General features: G+C 71.9%; 13 protein-coding genes. 3 read left to right on the top strand and 10 right to left on the bottom strand.

What is annotated here, in order from left to right; all coding sequences use genetic code 11:
- Window positions 1–378: 378 nt before the first annotated feature.
- From ACIA77_RS18185 to pucL, 8 genes are all read right to left on the bottom strand, one after another.
- Window positions 379–1473 carry a glycerate kinase gene (locus ACIA77_RS18185; protein ID WP_395887031.1) on the bottom strand — a complete coding sequence of 365 codons (1095 nt, stop codon included), beginning with the start codon at window positions 1471–1473 and terminating at the stop codon, window positions 379–381.
- The gene (locus tag ACIA77_RS18180; RefSeq protein ID WP_395887030.1) at window positions 1470–1850 is read right to left on the bottom strand and encodes a gamma-glutamylcyclotransferase; all 381 of its coding nucleotides are present in this window, start codon (window positions 1848–1850) and stop codon (window positions 1470–1472) included. The genes ACIA77_RS18185 and ACIA77_RS18180 overlap by 4 nt, the downstream gene beginning before the upstream one ends.
- 21 nt (window positions 1851–1871) lie before the next feature.
- A complete protein-coding gene (locus ACIA77_RS18175) occupies window positions 1872–3314 on the bottom strand; it encodes an NCS2 family permease (RefSeq protein WP_395887029.1) in 1443 nt (480 codons plus the stop codon).
- Between the two features lie 242 nt (window positions 3315–3556).
- Window positions 3557–4045, bottom strand: coding sequence for a nucleoside deaminase (locus tag ACIA77_RS18170; RefSeq protein WP_395887028.1), 489 nt, complete (start codon window positions 4043–4045; stop codon window positions 3557–3559).
- A 21-nt stretch (window positions 4046–4066) separates the two neighbouring features.
- Complete coding sequence (gene pucD / locus ACIA77_RS18165; RefSeq protein WP_395887027.1) at window positions 4067–6376, bottom strand: xanthine dehydrogenase subunit D; 2310 nt, start codon at window positions 6374–6376, stop codon at window positions 4067–4069.
- Window positions 6373–6843: a (2Fe-2S)-binding protein gene (locus ACIA77_RS18160; protein WP_395887026.1), complete on the bottom strand. Its 471-nt coding sequence runs from the start codon at window positions 6841–6843 to the stop codon at window positions 6373–6375. Before ACIA77_RS18160 ends, pucD begins: the two co-directional genes overlap by 4 nt.
- Window positions 6834–7718: an FAD binding domain-containing protein gene (locus ACIA77_RS18155; RefSeq protein WP_395887025.1), complete on the bottom strand. Its 885-nt coding sequence runs from the start codon at window positions 7716–7718 to the stop codon at window positions 6834–6836. The genes ACIA77_RS18160 and ACIA77_RS18155 overlap by 10 nt, the downstream gene beginning before the upstream one ends.
- A gap of 13 nt (window positions 7719–7731) precedes the next feature.
- A complete protein-coding gene (gene pucL / locus ACIA77_RS18150; RefSeq protein ID WP_395887024.1) occupies window positions 7732–8604 on the bottom strand; it encodes a factor-independent urate hydroxylase in 873 nt (290 codons plus the stop codon).
- 166 nt (window positions 8605–8770) lie between these two features.
- On the opposite strand from pucL, the gene ACIA77_RS18145 reads away from it, so the two are divergent.
- Window positions 8771–10321 (top strand): PucR family transcriptional regulator, encoded by a 1551-nt coding sequence (locus tag ACIA77_RS18145; RefSeq protein ID WP_395887023.1) that lies wholly within the window; start codon window positions 8771–8773, stop codon window positions 10319–10321.
- On the opposite strand, the gene ACIA77_RS18140 is transcribed toward ACIA77_RS18145, so the two are convergent.
- Window positions 10279–10923: an SDR family NAD(P)-dependent oxidoreductase gene (locus ACIA77_RS18140; protein ID WP_395887022.1), complete on the bottom strand. Its 645-nt coding sequence runs from the start codon at window positions 10921–10923 to the stop codon at window positions 10279–10281. The two genes, ACIA77_RS18145 and ACIA77_RS18140, sit on opposite strands and share 43 nt — an antisense overlap.
- Before the next feature lie 75 nt (window positions 10924–10998).
- Between ACIA77_RS18140 and ACIA77_RS18135 the strand changes: the two genes are divergently transcribed.
- Window positions 10999–11562 carry a TetR family transcriptional regulator gene (locus ACIA77_RS18135; protein WP_395887021.1) on the top strand — a complete coding sequence of 188 codons (564 nt, stop codon included), beginning with the start codon at window positions 10999–11001 and terminating at the stop codon, window positions 11560–11562.
- On the opposite strand, the gene ACIA77_RS18130 is transcribed toward ACIA77_RS18135, so the two are convergent.
- Complete coding sequence (locus ACIA77_RS18130; RefSeq protein WP_395887020.1) at window positions 11538–12446, bottom strand: hypothetical protein; 909 nt, start codon at window positions 12444–12446, stop codon at window positions 11538–11540. The two genes, ACIA77_RS18135 and ACIA77_RS18130, sit on opposite strands and share 25 nt — an antisense overlap.
- A gap of 200 nt (window positions 12447–12646) precedes the next feature.
- Between ACIA77_RS18130 and ACIA77_RS18125 the strand changes: the two genes are divergently transcribed.
- A complete protein-coding gene (locus tag ACIA77_RS18125) occupies window positions 12647–12946 on the top strand; it encodes a YciI family protein (protein ID WP_395887045.1) in 300 nt (99 codons plus the stop codon).
- Window positions 12947–13058: the final 112 nt, after the last annotated feature.

Below are 13058 nucleotides of genomic sequence, written 5' to 3'. Positions count from 1 at the left end.
CCGCCGACACAGCCCCCGCCGACACAGCCCCCGCCGACACAGCCCCCGCCGACACAGCCCCCGCCGACACAGCCCCCGCCGACACAGCCCCCGCCCTCCCAAGGGGGCGTCCCCACGTCCATTCTATCGGCCACCACTGACAAAACCGGCGGAAACGGTGCGGATTCGGCCCTTCCTGTGGACAAGCAGTCTCGCTGTGGACAAGTCAGAAACCCGCTTGACAGCACGGATGTTCCGCGGTGTCGAGAGAGTCGCGCGGCGGACGGTCCAGTCGCGACGGCGTCGTGGCGCTGCCACACCTTGGTCGAGCCACTGTGGCGAGTTCGAGCTCCGTACCTTCAGCCATGCCGCCACGACGCCACCGCGTGCCACCTCCGGTCAAGTCACCGCAGCGTGATCGCGGCCAACGCGTTCCGCCACCCGTCGCAGCAAGGACCGCGCGTCCGCGATGCACCGCGCCGGATCCGGTTCCAAGTCGGTCAGAGCGTGCACCGTCGCGAACCCCGCGGCGCGCCACTCCGCCGGGGGGAGCAGGCAGCGGCCCACCACCGCGACCGTCGGAACTCCCGCGGCCGTGGCGGCGCGGAGGACGCCGACGGGGGCTTTGCCGTGCAGGGATTGGGTGTCCAGGGAGCCCTCGCCGGTCAGGACGAGACGGGCGGAGCGGGCGGCGGAGGGAAAGCCGAGCAGGTCGAGGAGCAGCGAGCTGCCCGGGCGAACGCGAGCGCCGAGCGCGGCCACGGCGGCGAAGCCCACCCCGCCGGCGGCGCCCGCGCCCGGGGTCGCCGCGAGTGAACGTCCCAGAAACGAGGACCAGTGCCGAAGACAGGCTTCCAGCGCCACCACGTCCTCGTGGCCGGCTCCCTTCTGCGGACCGTATACCGCAGCGGCGCCGGAAGGGCCCAGCAGCGGGTTGTCGACGTCGCAGGCCAGTTCGAGATCGGGGACGGCCACCCCAGAGAAATCCACAGTGGACACCGACGACAAGCCGAACCCACCCGGAGCCACTGCGGCACCCGAGGAGTCCAGCACCCGAGCCCCGAGCGCCATCAACATCCCGGCGCCGCCGTCCGTGCAGGCGCTGCCGCCGACGCCGAGGACGATCCGGCGGGCCCCCGCGGCGGAAGCGGCCGCGATGAGCTCGCCCGTGCCGTAGCTGGACGCGGTCAGCGGCGCCGGCAACCCTCCGGGCAGCCGGTGGAGGCCGGACGCCTCCGCGAGTTCCACCACGGCGACGTCGTCCCGCAGTGCGAAGAACGCTGTGATCCGCCGGCCGGTGGGGCCGCTCACGCGGGCCGGCACGCGCCGGAAGCCGGCGGCGACCGCGGCCGCCACCGTGCCCTCGCCGCCGTCCGCGATCGGGAATTCCACAGCCGGCGTGCCGGCGGCGCGCAGGCCCTCGGCGAGGGCCGAGGCGACCTGCGCGGCCGTGAGCGAGCCCTTGAACTTGTCGGGCGCCACCAGCACCGTCACGAAGCCGCCGCCCGGTAGGCCCGCCAGTCGCCGATCTCGGTGATGTCCCGCAGTTGCACGTGGGACGTCTGCGGGCGCCGCAGCAGCATCGCGAACGCGGAGCTGCCGTCGGCCAGCTCGATCACGCCCAGCTCCAGCTCGGGCGGCTCGGCAGGCAGCACGCGGTCGCGCAAGGCGTCGAGCGTCAGGTCGTACACCTCGCCCGCCACGGCCGCGCCGCCATGAGCGACCGGTACCAGCGCCGGGCACTGGCCGCCCACGGAGTAGAAGCGGTACTTCGGTGCCGTGGCCGTCGAAGCGACGAGCGGCGCGCCGTCGAGCAGGTGGTGCAGCGGTTCGCCGCGCATGGCGCCGCCGTTGAGGAACATCAGTGCCACAACAGATCCTTCCCTACGAACCTACAACACAGCCTTGACGACGTCGATTCCGAAGTAGACGGTGAACACGAGCGCCAGCACCGTGAGGATCCAGCCGGCCTCGCGCCACTTGCCCTTGCACGTCTTGATGAGCACGAACGCGATCAGGCCCGCGCCCACCCCGTTGGTGATGGAGTACGTGAACGGGATCAGCGCGACCGTCAGGAACACCGGGATCGTGTAATCGGCGTCCTGCCACGGGATGTTGCGGCACTGCGCCACCATCATCCCGCCGATCACCACCAGCGCCGGGGCCGCGGCCTGCGCCGGGACGATGCCCGCGATCGGCGTGAACAGCAGCGTCGCGGCGAACAGCGCGCCCGTGACCACGCTCGCGAGGCCCGTCCGCGCGCCCTCCCCCACGCCGGCGGCCGACTCGAGGAACACGGTGTTGGGCGAGGAACCCGCGACGCCGCCCGCGATCGCCCCCGCACCGTCGACGAGCAGGATGCGGCCCATCTTCGGCACGCGCCCGTCCTTCGACAGGCCGGCCTCGGCCGAGACGCTCGTGATCGTGCCCATCGCGTCGAAGAAGCCCGAGAGCACGAGCGTGAACAGGAAGATCGTGGCCGTCAGCGCACCCGCCGAAGCGAAGCCGCCGAACAGGTCCACGTGGCCGAGCAGGCCGAAGTCCGGCGCCGCCACCACGTGGCTGGGCAACGTCGGCGTCGTCAGGCCCCAGCCGCCGACCCCGAAGCCGTCGTGCAGCACCACACCGAGCACAGTGGACACCGCGATGCTGATCAGCACGGCGCCGGGGACCTTGCGGGACATGAGCACGGTCATCAGCAGCAGGCCGAAGCAGAACACCGCGATCGGCCAGCCGTCGAGGTGCCCGTCGAGCCCGAGCCGCACGGGCACGGTCGAATCGGCCGCGTCCGGGGTCCGCGTCACGAACCCGGCGCTGACCAGGCCGACGAGCGCGATGTAGAGCCCGATGCCCACGGTGATCGCCATCTTGAGCGGGGCCGGGATCGCGTTCATGATCCGCTCGCGGATCCCGCTCACGGCCATGAGCACGATGCAGACGCCTTCGAGCACCACGAGCCCGAAGGCCTGGGCCCACGTCATCGCCGGCGCCATCTGGAACGCCACGATGCCGTTGATGCCGAGCCCGGCGGCGAGCGCGAGCGGCGCGTTGCCGACGAGTCCCATGAGGATGGTCATCACCGCGGCCGCGAGCGCGGTGGCGGTGGTGACCTGCGCGGAGCTGAGCTTCGCGCCGGTGATGTCGGCGGAAGCGCCGAGGATGAGCGGGTTGAGCAGCACGATGTAGGCCATCGCCACGAACGTGGTGAGCCCGCCGCGCACTTCGCGGCCGACGGTCGTCTGCCGGGCCCTGAGCTCGAACAGCCGGTCCATCAAGGACTTCCGAGCGGGCCCTGGTGCCGGGGTCACAGCGTCGTCGATGTGTACCTGGGTCATGCGTCCTCCCCTTGCCGGTGGGTGTGCTCGGCCGCGCCCCGCGGGAAGCGGGGCGGGCGAGCCGGACGAGTTGCCAATCCGGCCAAAAGGAGGCGGGCACGGAGCCGGACGTCACTTACCTGGCAACCGTTCCCGCCGTGACTGTGGTCGGATTGGCGACGAACAGCACAGTGGTTTTTTGTGGTGCTCCGGTCAGCACCGGGAGGTGCCCGGGTGCGGGCTTCCGGTGTGGGGGCGGACCCCTAGTAGTCGACGCGATCGGCCCGGTCCAGCCAGGCGTCGAAGGGCGCGAAGCCGTCTTTGAGCGACAGCCGGGACACGGGTACGTCCCAGGTCTCGCGCGGTTTTTCGAACAGTTCGTAGAAGGCGCGGTCGTCGAACCCGGCCTTGGCGGCGTCGTGGCGGTCGGCCGCGTAGACCACGCGGTCCACGCGCGCCCACAGCGAAGACGCCAGGCACATCGGGCACGGCTCGCACGAGGACACGAGCACGCAGCCGTCGAGCTTGAACGTGCCGAGCGCCTGGCAGGCCGCGCGGATCGCGACCACCTCGGCGTGGGCCGTCGGGTCGAGCGAGGGCGTGACGCGGTTGACGCCGGTCGCGACGACGTCACGGCCCCTCACGACCAGCGCGCCGAACGGGCCGCCGCCGTCCGCGACGTTGCGCGTCGCGATGCGCACGCTCTCGAGGAGCCATTCGCGTTCGAGCTCGGCGTCGAGGGAGAGGGTCATTTCGCTTGCGCTCCAGACGGTTCAGGTGCCGGTGAGGTGTTCGGGGCGGATCGGGGCGCGGGGCAGTTCGAGGCCCGTCGCGGCGCGGATCGCGTTGGCGACCGCCGGTGTCGACGAGATCGTGGGCGGTTCGCCGACGCCGCGGACGCCGTAGGGCGCGTGCGGGTCGGGCCGTTCCAGCACGTCGATGCGCATCGGCGGCATGTCGAGGACGGTCGGGATCAGGTAGTCGGTGAACGACGGGTTGCGCACCTTCCCGTCCACCACCTGGATCTCCTCCATCACGGCCAGGCCGAGACCCTGCGCCGAGCCGCCCTGGATCTGGCCCAGCACGGCCTCGGGGTTCATGGCCTTGCCGACGTCCTGCGCGCAGTCGAGCTGCACGACCTTCACCAGCCCCAGCTCCACGTCGACGTCCACGACGGCGCGGTGCGCGGAGAAGCCGTACTGCACGTGGGCGTCGCCTTGGCCGGTCTCGGGGTCGAGCGGGTAGGTCTTGCGGTGGTGGAACTCGCGCGTCTCCTCCACCACGTCCTCGCCCAGCAGGTCCACAAGGGACGCGACGACCTCGCCGTCACCGGCGACGATCTTGCCACCGGCCAGCGACATCCCCGTCGCCGGGCGACCCAGCCGGCGTTCGGCCAGCGCGTACACCGCGTCGGCCACCGCGCGGCTGGCGTTGCGCACGGCGCCGCCGGTCACGTACGTCTGGCGCGACGCCGAACTCGAACCTGCGTCGCCCACGCTGGTGTCTGCCGGGTGGACGGTGACCCGCGCGACGCCGAGCTCTGTGCGCGCGATCTGCTGCTGCAGCGTCACGAGCCCCTGGCCGACCTCGGCCGCGGCCGTGTGCACCATCGCGACCGGTTCGCCGCCGAGCACCTGCAGCCGCACGCGGGCCGTCGAGTAGTCGTCGAGGCCCTCGGCGTAGGAGATGTTCTTGATCGTCACGCCGTAACCGACGCCGCGCACCACGCCTTCGCCGTGGGTCACGTTGGACGCTCCGCCGGGCAGGTCGCGGATGTCGGCGCCTTCGCCGCGTTCGGGCGGCAGCGGCATCGCCTTGAGCCGCTGGAGCAGTTCCGCGACGGGCGCGGGGAAATCCACGACCTGGCCGGTGACGTTGGTGGAACCCTCGCTCATGGCGTTGCGGATCCGCAGGTCCGCCGGGTCCATGTCCAGCGCCGCGGCGAGTTTGTCCATTTGGGACTCGTACGCGTACGTCGGCTGCACCGCACCGAGGCCGCGCATCGCGCCGCACGTCGGGTTGTTGCTGTACACGCCCCAGCCTTCGATCTTGGCGTTGGGCACGTTGTACGGGCCGACGGCGAGCGTGGTGCCGTTGCCGACGACCACGGGCGTCTTCGACGCGTAGGCCCCGCCGTCGAAGTAGAGCCTCGCCCGGACGTACACGAGGTCGCCGTCGCGAGTGGCGCCGTGCTCGTAGTACATCTTCGCCGGGTGGCGGTGCACGTGGCCGAAGAACGACTCCTCGCGGTTGTAGACCATCTTCACCGGCCGGCCCGTGCGCAGCGCCAGCAGGCACGAGTGGATCTGCATCGACAGGTCCTCGCGCCCGCCGAACGCACCGCCGACGCCGCTGAGCGTCAGCCGCACCTTCTCGAGCGGCAGGCCGAGCGCCCGCGCGGTCTGCTTCTGGTCCACGTGCAGCCACTGCGTGGCCAGGTAGAGGTCCACGCCGCCGTCGTCGCCGGGCACGGCGAGGCCGGACTCCGGGCCGAGGAAGGCCTGGTCCTGCATGCCGATCTCGTACACCCCGGACACGACCACGTCGGCTTCCGCGGCCGGATCGCCCTTCACGATGCGCTGGTAGCGCACCAGGTTCCCGTTCGGGTGCAGCTTCGGCAGCGTCTCGTCGTGCGCGGCGCGCTCGGGATCGGTGACGGGTTCGAGCACCTCGTACTCGACCACGATCTCCTTGAGCGCCTGCCGCGCGATCTCCGGGTGGTCGGCGGCGAGGATCGCCACCGGCTCGCCCTGGTAGCGCACGCGGTCCTCGGCCAGCGCCGGCGTGTCCTGGTACTTGAGGCCGTAGCGGTTCTCACCGGGTACGTCCTCGTGCGTCAGCACCGCGTGCACCCCGGGCTGGGCGAGTGCGCGGGACACGTCGAGGCGCACGATCCGCGCGTGCGGGTGCGGGCTGCGCAAGGTGGCGCCCCACAGCATGTCCGCGTGCCACAGATCCGAGGAGTACGCGAACTCGCCGCGCACCTTGAGCGTGCCGTCGGGCCGCAGCGGGCTGGTGCCGATGCCGCCGCTGACGGTGTCGGTCAGGTCCTGCGGGGAACGGGCGGGAGCCGGGCGCGTCATGCGTGCTCCTTCCGCTGCGCGGCGAGCCGGACCGCGTCGAGGATCTTCTCGTACCCGGTGCAGCGGCAGAGGTTCCCGGCGAGCGCCTCGCGGATCTCCGCGTCGCTCGGATCGCTCGTGCGGGCCACGAGGTCGTGCGCCGTCACGAGGAGCCCCGGGGTGCAGAAGCCACATTGGACGGCGCCGCACTCCACGAAGGTCTCCTGGATGGGATCGAGCCGGTCACCGTCGGCCAGGCCCTCCACCGTGCGGACTTCGCGGCCTTCGGCCTGTCCGGCCGCGACCAGGCACGCGCAGGCGGGCACGCCGTCGAGGTACACCGTGCACGAACCGCACTCGCCCTGCTCGCAGGCGTTCTTCGAACCGGCGAGCCCCAGTCGTTCGCGCAGCACGTAGAGCAGGCTTTCGCCCTCCCAGACGTTGTCCGCCTGCCGCTGTTCGCCGTTGACCACCACGTTCACGCGCATTCGGTTCGCCTCCCTCCGGAGTATTCGGTCCACGCCCAGGTCAAGGTCCGCCGTGCGAGCACGGCGAGGGCGTGGCGGCGGTAGTCCGCGCTGCCGCGGACGTCGTCGATCGGGGCGGCCGCGGCCGCGACCAGCTCGGAAAAGCGGCGCTTCACCGAATCGGCGAGCGCGCGCGGGCGCTCCCACTGGTCGTCGGCCGCCAGTTCGCCGGCCAGGAACTCCTCGGCGGCCAGGGCGCGACGCGGGGTCGGGGCGGCCGAGCCGAGCCCCGTGCCCACGCGCCGCTCGGCCGGGTGCACCGCCAGGCCGAACGCGCACACCGCGATCACCATCGCGTTGCGGGTACCCACTTTGCTGAACTGCTGCGGGCCGCTCGCGGGCGCCAGGTGCACGGCGGTGATCAGCTCGTCGGGCTCGAGGACGGTGCGCTTCACACCGGTGTAGAAGTCCTTCGCCGCCACGCGCCGGATGCCGCGCACCGACGCGATCTCCACCTCGGCGTCCGCCGCCAGCAACGCCGGGTGCGAGTCCCCCGCCGGCGAGGCCGCGCCGAGGTTGCCGCCGACGCTGCCGCGGTTGCGGATCTGCGGCGAGCCGACCGTGCGGGCCGCCATCGCGAGCCCCGGCAGGCGGTCGCCGAGTTCGGCGATGATCCGCGTGTACGGCGTGGCGGCGGCGATGCGGATGCGGCCCTCTTCCCGGTCGTGGCCGTAGAGCTCGGGCACGCGGTTGAGGTCGAGCAGCGCGGCGGGGCGGCGGTGGTCGAAGTTGATCTCCACCAGGACGTCGGTGCCGCCCGCGATCGGCGCCGCGCCGGGGTGCGCGGCCTTGGCTTCGAGGGCCTCGGCGAGCGAGGTCGGGCGCAGGAATTCCACGTCGGCCTCCGGCTCAGGACCAGGCCGGCCCGGCGGGCGGCGCGTCGTCGCGCAGCACGCTGCCCTCGATCAGCCCGTACGGACGGTCGGCGGCGAAGAACACCTCACCGGGGTTGTCAAGACCGAAGGGCGACAGATCGGCCAGGAAGTGGTGCTTGTTCGGCAGCGACAGCCGTACTTCCACGATCTCGGGCACGGTCTCCAGCACGCGCGAGCCCATCGCGTACAGCGTCTGCTGCAGCGAGAGGCTGTGTGTGCCGCCGAACGCGTCGAGCATCGCGGCGAGCGCGGTGTCGTAGGCGCGGGCCCAGTCGGTGTCTTCGGTGCCGAAGCGCCAGCTCGCGGTGACGGCCGTGGCGAGGATGCGGTCCTTCGTCTCGGCGAGCGTCGTGTACTCGTCGCGCGGGAAACCCCAGAACTCCGAACCGGTCGTGTTGAGCACCGTGAGGTCCTCGACGCCGCCGACCACCCAGGCGCGCTCGCCGTCGTGGTGCACGGTCGTCGTGCGCGTGCCGCCGCCCGAGCGGGCGAACGAGTGGTGGGCCGGCTGCCCTCCGACGGTCAGCCGCTGCCACGGGAACGACTCGACGCGCACGCGGGCGCGGTCGATGCTCTCCTGCGACGTCACGAAGTGGCGTGCGAGCCGCATCGCGAAGTCCTCGATCTCGCCGACGCCGTCGCGGGCGAACGCGAACAGCGTGTTCTTCTGCGTGTCGGTGGCCAGCACCTTGTCGTTGGCGCCGGTGAGGTGGGTGTCGCTCATGTCGCCGGACAGCGAAACGCTGACGTCGAGGTCGGTGATCCGGTGCTCGTCGCCGTCGCGGTCGACGCGCACGAGCCGGTTCTCCGCCTTGCCGTAGCGGTTCTCGCCCAGAACGATCGCCATGGTCTTCCTTCCCTTCGCTCGCCGAGCAGTACACACGCCGTGACGTGGCGCGGACCACGGCAGATCCACCGAAACCACGAGCGGTCGGGAGGCCGTTTTTCGTAGGTTCCTCCAAACGACGGGGCGCCCCGCGTGTGCGCTACTGGAGGCCGGAAGGAGGTGCCGCGTGCGGCTGGGTGCGCTGCTGGACACGCCGGGGCTCGGGCTGACGCTGCTGACGGGTGCCGACTCGCTGGAGCGGGAGTTCGAGCGCGTGTTCCAGGCGACGCTGCAGGATCCGACGCGCTACCTCAACGGCGGCGAGATCGTGCTGTGCGGCCTGCGCTGGCTGCCCGGGCCCACCGAAGCCGAAGAGTTCGTGGGCATGCTCGCGGCCGCGGGCGTGATCGCGCTCGGCGCCGGCACCGCTGAGGTCGGCGGGCCGGTGCCCGGGCACCTCGTCCAGGCCTGCCGCAGTGTCGGGCTGCCGCTGTTCGAGGTGCCCGTGTCGGTGTCCTTCGCGACGGTGACCGAACGCGTGATCCTGGGCCTGGCGGCCGAGCGCTCCGCTCCCGCGCACGACTCGCACCGGCGGCTCGTCGCGGCCGTGACCGGCGGCGAGGGCCTGTCCGCGCTGGTCGCCGCGGGTGCAGCGGAGCTGGACGCGGGGTGCTGGGTGCTGAGCGCGACGGGCCGGCTGATCGCCGGCTCGGGTTCGCCGCCGTCCGCCGCCCGGCGCGCGACGCTGGCCCGCCGGTTCCTGCGCGCCGAACGGCTGCCGCTGACCGTCCCGGGCGACGACGGGCCGGTGACGCTGCTGGCGGCCGCGAGCCGGTCGGGCCACCGCGTGGCCAGCTGGTTCCTGGTGGCCGGCGGCGACGTCGGGCGCTGGGCTCCCGAACGCCGCGAGCTCGCGCTGGAACTGGCGCCGCTGATCGGGCTGGAGCGTTCGCGCGTCGACGAAGCCAAGCGCATCGAGAACCGCGCCGCCGAACCCCTGCTCCGGCTGGTGCTCTCGGCCGACGCGTCCGCCGTCGAGCTGTCCTCGCGCCTCGCCGCCCTGGGATTTCCGGCCTCCGCGCAGGTGGTGACGCTGTCCGCGGAGGTCTCGGGCGGCGGTCCGGGTCTCACGCAGGTGCTGGTGGAGGAGCTTCTGGCGGCCGTCCCGCCGCCGACGCTGGTCGGCACGGTCGACGGCGACACGTACGCGCTCTTCCCCGCCCCGGACCGCCTCGGCCGGCTCGCGGACGGGCTGCGCGAGTCCGTCCGGGCGGTCGAACCCGCCCTCGGCGCCGCCCGGCTCTCCGTCGGCCTCAGCCGCGCGCCCGACGCCGCCGGCCTGCGCGCCGGCGTCCAGGAAGCGCGTCACGCCCGCACGCTGGCCGCCCTCGCGCCAGGCCGCGCGACCGTCCTGGCTGGCGACGAGGTGGCCTCCCACGTCCTCCTGCTCGCCGCCGTCCCCGCGGACTTGCGCAGCTCGTTCGGCGAGAAGGTCCTCGGCCCCGTGCTGGCCTACGACGCCGCGCACGGCTCCGAGCTGATGGCGACGCTGAAGGCGTTCCTGGAGCACTCCGGGTCGTGGACCCAGACGTCCGGCGCGCTGCACCTGCACGTGAACACCTTGCGGTACCGCATTTCGCGCATCTCGGAACTGACGGGCCGCGATCTCGGCCGGTTCGCGGACCGGGTGGACCTCTACCTGGCGGGGTGCTTCACCCAGGACTGGGGCTGGTCGTGAACCACCTCCAGGTCCCAGCCGGGACCGCGCTGGGTGTGCAGCCGCCAGTAGTGCTCCGCGATGTCGTCCGGGTCGAACGCCGTGCCGGGCGCGACGGCACCGGCGACCGTGACCGTCGCGAAGTGCAGCGCGGGGTACTGCTCGGCGAAGAGCGCCACCAGCGTGCGCAGCGCCGCCTTGCCCAGCGACAGGCTGCTGTACGCGGCCTTCGGCTCCGGCATGCCGCCGGTGACGAGGAACGTGCCGCGGCCGCGCTCAGCCATCGCCGGAGCCAGGTGCGCGGCGGCGACGTACGCGCCCAGGACGTTCACGCGCCACAACGCGAGGTGCTCGTCCACCGACAGCTCACCAGGGGTGTCGGGGCGGATCACGGCGGCGTTGTACACCACGGCCTCCGGTAACCCCAGTTCGCCGGCGACGCCGTCGAGCGCCCCGCGCAGGGCGTGCTCGTCACCGACGTCCGCGAGGTGGGTCGTGGCCGCGACGCCGAGTTCGCGGTGCGTGCGCGCGACCAGCGCGACTTCGAGCCCTCCGCGGGCGAACCGCTGCGCCACCGCGCGGCCGATCCCCGGCCCCGCCCCGATCACGACGACTCCCGGCACGATCGCTCCCTCCGTATCGCCGTCGACGTTAGCGCGAGCCAAGTCACCGACTGGTTGGTTGGTAAGCTGGGCGGCATGGCTCGCGACGCAGAACAGACCAAGCGGCGGCTCCTCGAGGCCGCGACCGGGGAGTTCGCCGCTTACGGGATCGCCGGGGCGCGGGTGGACCGGATCGCCGCGGCGGCCGGGTGCAACAAGGCGATGATCTACTCCTACTTCGACAGCAAGGACGGCCTGTTCGACGCCGTGTTCGACGAGCAGACGAACGCGTTCTTCGAGGCGGTGCCGTTCGACGCGAGCGACCTCGCCGGTTACCTGGGGCGCGCGTTCGACTACTTCGAGGAGCACCCGGAGAACCTGCGGCTGTCGACGTGGTACCGGCTCGAGCGGTCCGGCTCGGCGCACCTGGCAGCGATCACCGAGGTCAACGACGTGCGGCTGCGCGAAATCGGGCGGGCGCAACGCGACGGCGAGATCTCGGGGCACTTCTCGCCGGTGCAGCTGCTCGTGCTGGTGCAGGCGCTGTCCGCGGCGTGGCACAGCACGAACCCCGAACTGGGCCCGCACGTGCCCGCCGCCCGGGCGGCGCGGCGGCGGACACTCGTCGACGCGGTTCAGGGATTGCTTGCGCTGAAATAGCCAGCCCGGTTTTTGATTCGCATTAACGAAAAGACACCCGTGCCGGCGAGAACGGCGAACGCGGCGGCCGAGAGCGCGAGGTACGCCGGCGGCGCGCCGAACGGCGGAATTCCCGCGAACGCCTCGATTCCGATCACCGCCGTCAGCACCGCGTCTGCCGCCACGGCCACCCGGACGATCGTCAGCCGCGTCCGTTCCGGGAGATCGGTGAAGCGCAGCAGCCACGCGAGCCCGGGCAGCACGAGGATCGCGTGCATCGCGACGGCGTGCAGCGGTTTCAGCGCGCCTGCTGTCGTGTACGCGAGTTGCGCGTCGCCGCCACGGGCCTCGGTGACGCCGCGGGCGATCATCACGGCGCCGGTCGCCAGCGCGACCATCAGCACCACCAACCCGAAGCGCACGGCCAGGCGCATGCTCGGGGCCAGCGCACCGGGGGAGAGAAAAGCCGCCGCGGTGAAGCCGAGCGCGGTCAGCACGAGCACGCCACCGCCGGCCGCCAGCGACGTCGAGACCACCGTGTCGAAGCCGGTCTCGAAGTTGAAGTGCGACGGCACGCCGCGCCACGCCTGCATCGTCACGAGCACGACTTCTCCCACGCACGCCACGAGAAACGCGCCCAGCAGCGTCGCCCTCAGCCGCGGTTTCACCGAAAGGTACGAGGTCGCCCAGGCCACCGAAGCCAGGGTGAGACCGAACGACAACCCGAACGTGACCGCCTTGCGCAGCGACACCGGCCCGAGCCACGTGCCGCCGGACGCCAGCAGCACCACCGCGTTCACCACGCCGCTCGCGAAGAGCACCGCGCCCACCACGTACGCCGCGCGCTCCACGCGCCTGCCCTCCTGCCAGATGCGGCCGACCGCCGCCGTCACCGTCTGAGTCATGCCCCCGATTTTGGTGTCGCGACAACGATTCGTCGTCGTGCCGGTGTCGACACCTCGCGTACGCAGATTTACGTACGTCGGTCGCATGGAAAAAGCGAAAAAAGCGATTGTAAAGAACTCATTGCAATTCGCGGTTTACGGTGTCCGGTGCCACTCGGCAGGAGGATGCGAGTCGGGTGAACGAGTTCTACTCTGAGCTTATGTACATAGCACTGCTGTCCTACACAGCGCCCCGAAACGAAGTCGACTACGCCCTGGCGGAACACGCGGAGTGGCTGCGCGGCCACTTCGCCCGCGGATTGTTCCTGATTTCCGGAAAAGGCGGGGAAGACCACGACCAGGTCATCCTCACCCGCCCCTGCCTGCGCGGCAAGCTGGACGCCGTGCTCGCCAGCGATCCCCTCGTCGCCCAGCACCTCGCGCACTACTCCGTGATCGAATTCTCCGCCACTCGCACCGCCCAGGAATTCCACGCCATCAACGAGGCGCTCGCCTCCTGAAGTCGCCGGCCCGGGAGCAGGTGGCCCTCGGCAAGGAAGCCCGCCACCTGCCCGCCGCACACGAACACCGCTGCCCGTCCCGTCGCCCGCCGCCTGCCACCGTGTCCACGCC

It is taken from the genome of Amycolatopsis sp. NPDC051903 (genome assembly GCF_044452505.1).
Lineage (GTDB): Bacteria > Actinomycetota > Actinomycetes > Mycobacteriales > Pseudonocardiaceae > Amycolatopsis.
This window is presented reverse-complemented; position numbering and strand designations above follow the sequence as displayed.

What these genes read in the sequence shown, in the direction of transcription:
- ACIA77_RS18125 (WP_395887045.1), top strand. Translation starts at nt 12,647, where the DNA reads ATGTACATAGCACTGCTGTCCTACACAGCGCCCCGAAACGAAGTCGAC.
- ACIA77_RS18160 (WP_395887026.1), bottom strand. Translation starts at nt 6,843, where the DNA reads ATGCGCGTGAACGTGGTGGTCAACGGCGAACAGCGGCAGGCGGACAAC.
- ACIA77_RS18170 (WP_395887028.1), bottom strand. Translation starts at nt 4,045, where the DNA reads ATGACCCTCTCCCTCGACGCCGAGCTCGAACGCGAATGGCTCCTCGAG.
- pucD (WP_395887027.1), bottom strand. Translation starts at nt 6,376, where the DNA reads ATGACGCGCCCGGCTCCCGCCCGTTCCCCGCAGGACCTGACCGACACC.
- pucL (WP_395887024.1), bottom strand. Translation starts at nt 8,604, where the DNA reads ATGGCGATCGTTCTGGGCGAGAACCGCTACGGCAAGGCGGAGAACCGG.
- ACIA77_RS18175 (WP_395887029.1), bottom strand. Translation starts at nt 3,314, where the DNA reads ATGACCCAGGTACACATCGACGACGCTGTGACCCCGGCACCAGGGCCC.
- ACIA77_RS18135 (WP_395887021.1), top strand. Translation starts at nt 10,999, where the DNA reads ATGGCTCGCGACGCAGAACAGACCAAGCGGCGGCTCCTCGAGGCCGCG.
- ACIA77_RS18130 (WP_395887020.1), bottom strand. Translation starts at nt 12,446, where the DNA reads ATGACTCAGACGGTGACGGCGGCGGTCGGCCGCATCTGGCAGGAGGGC.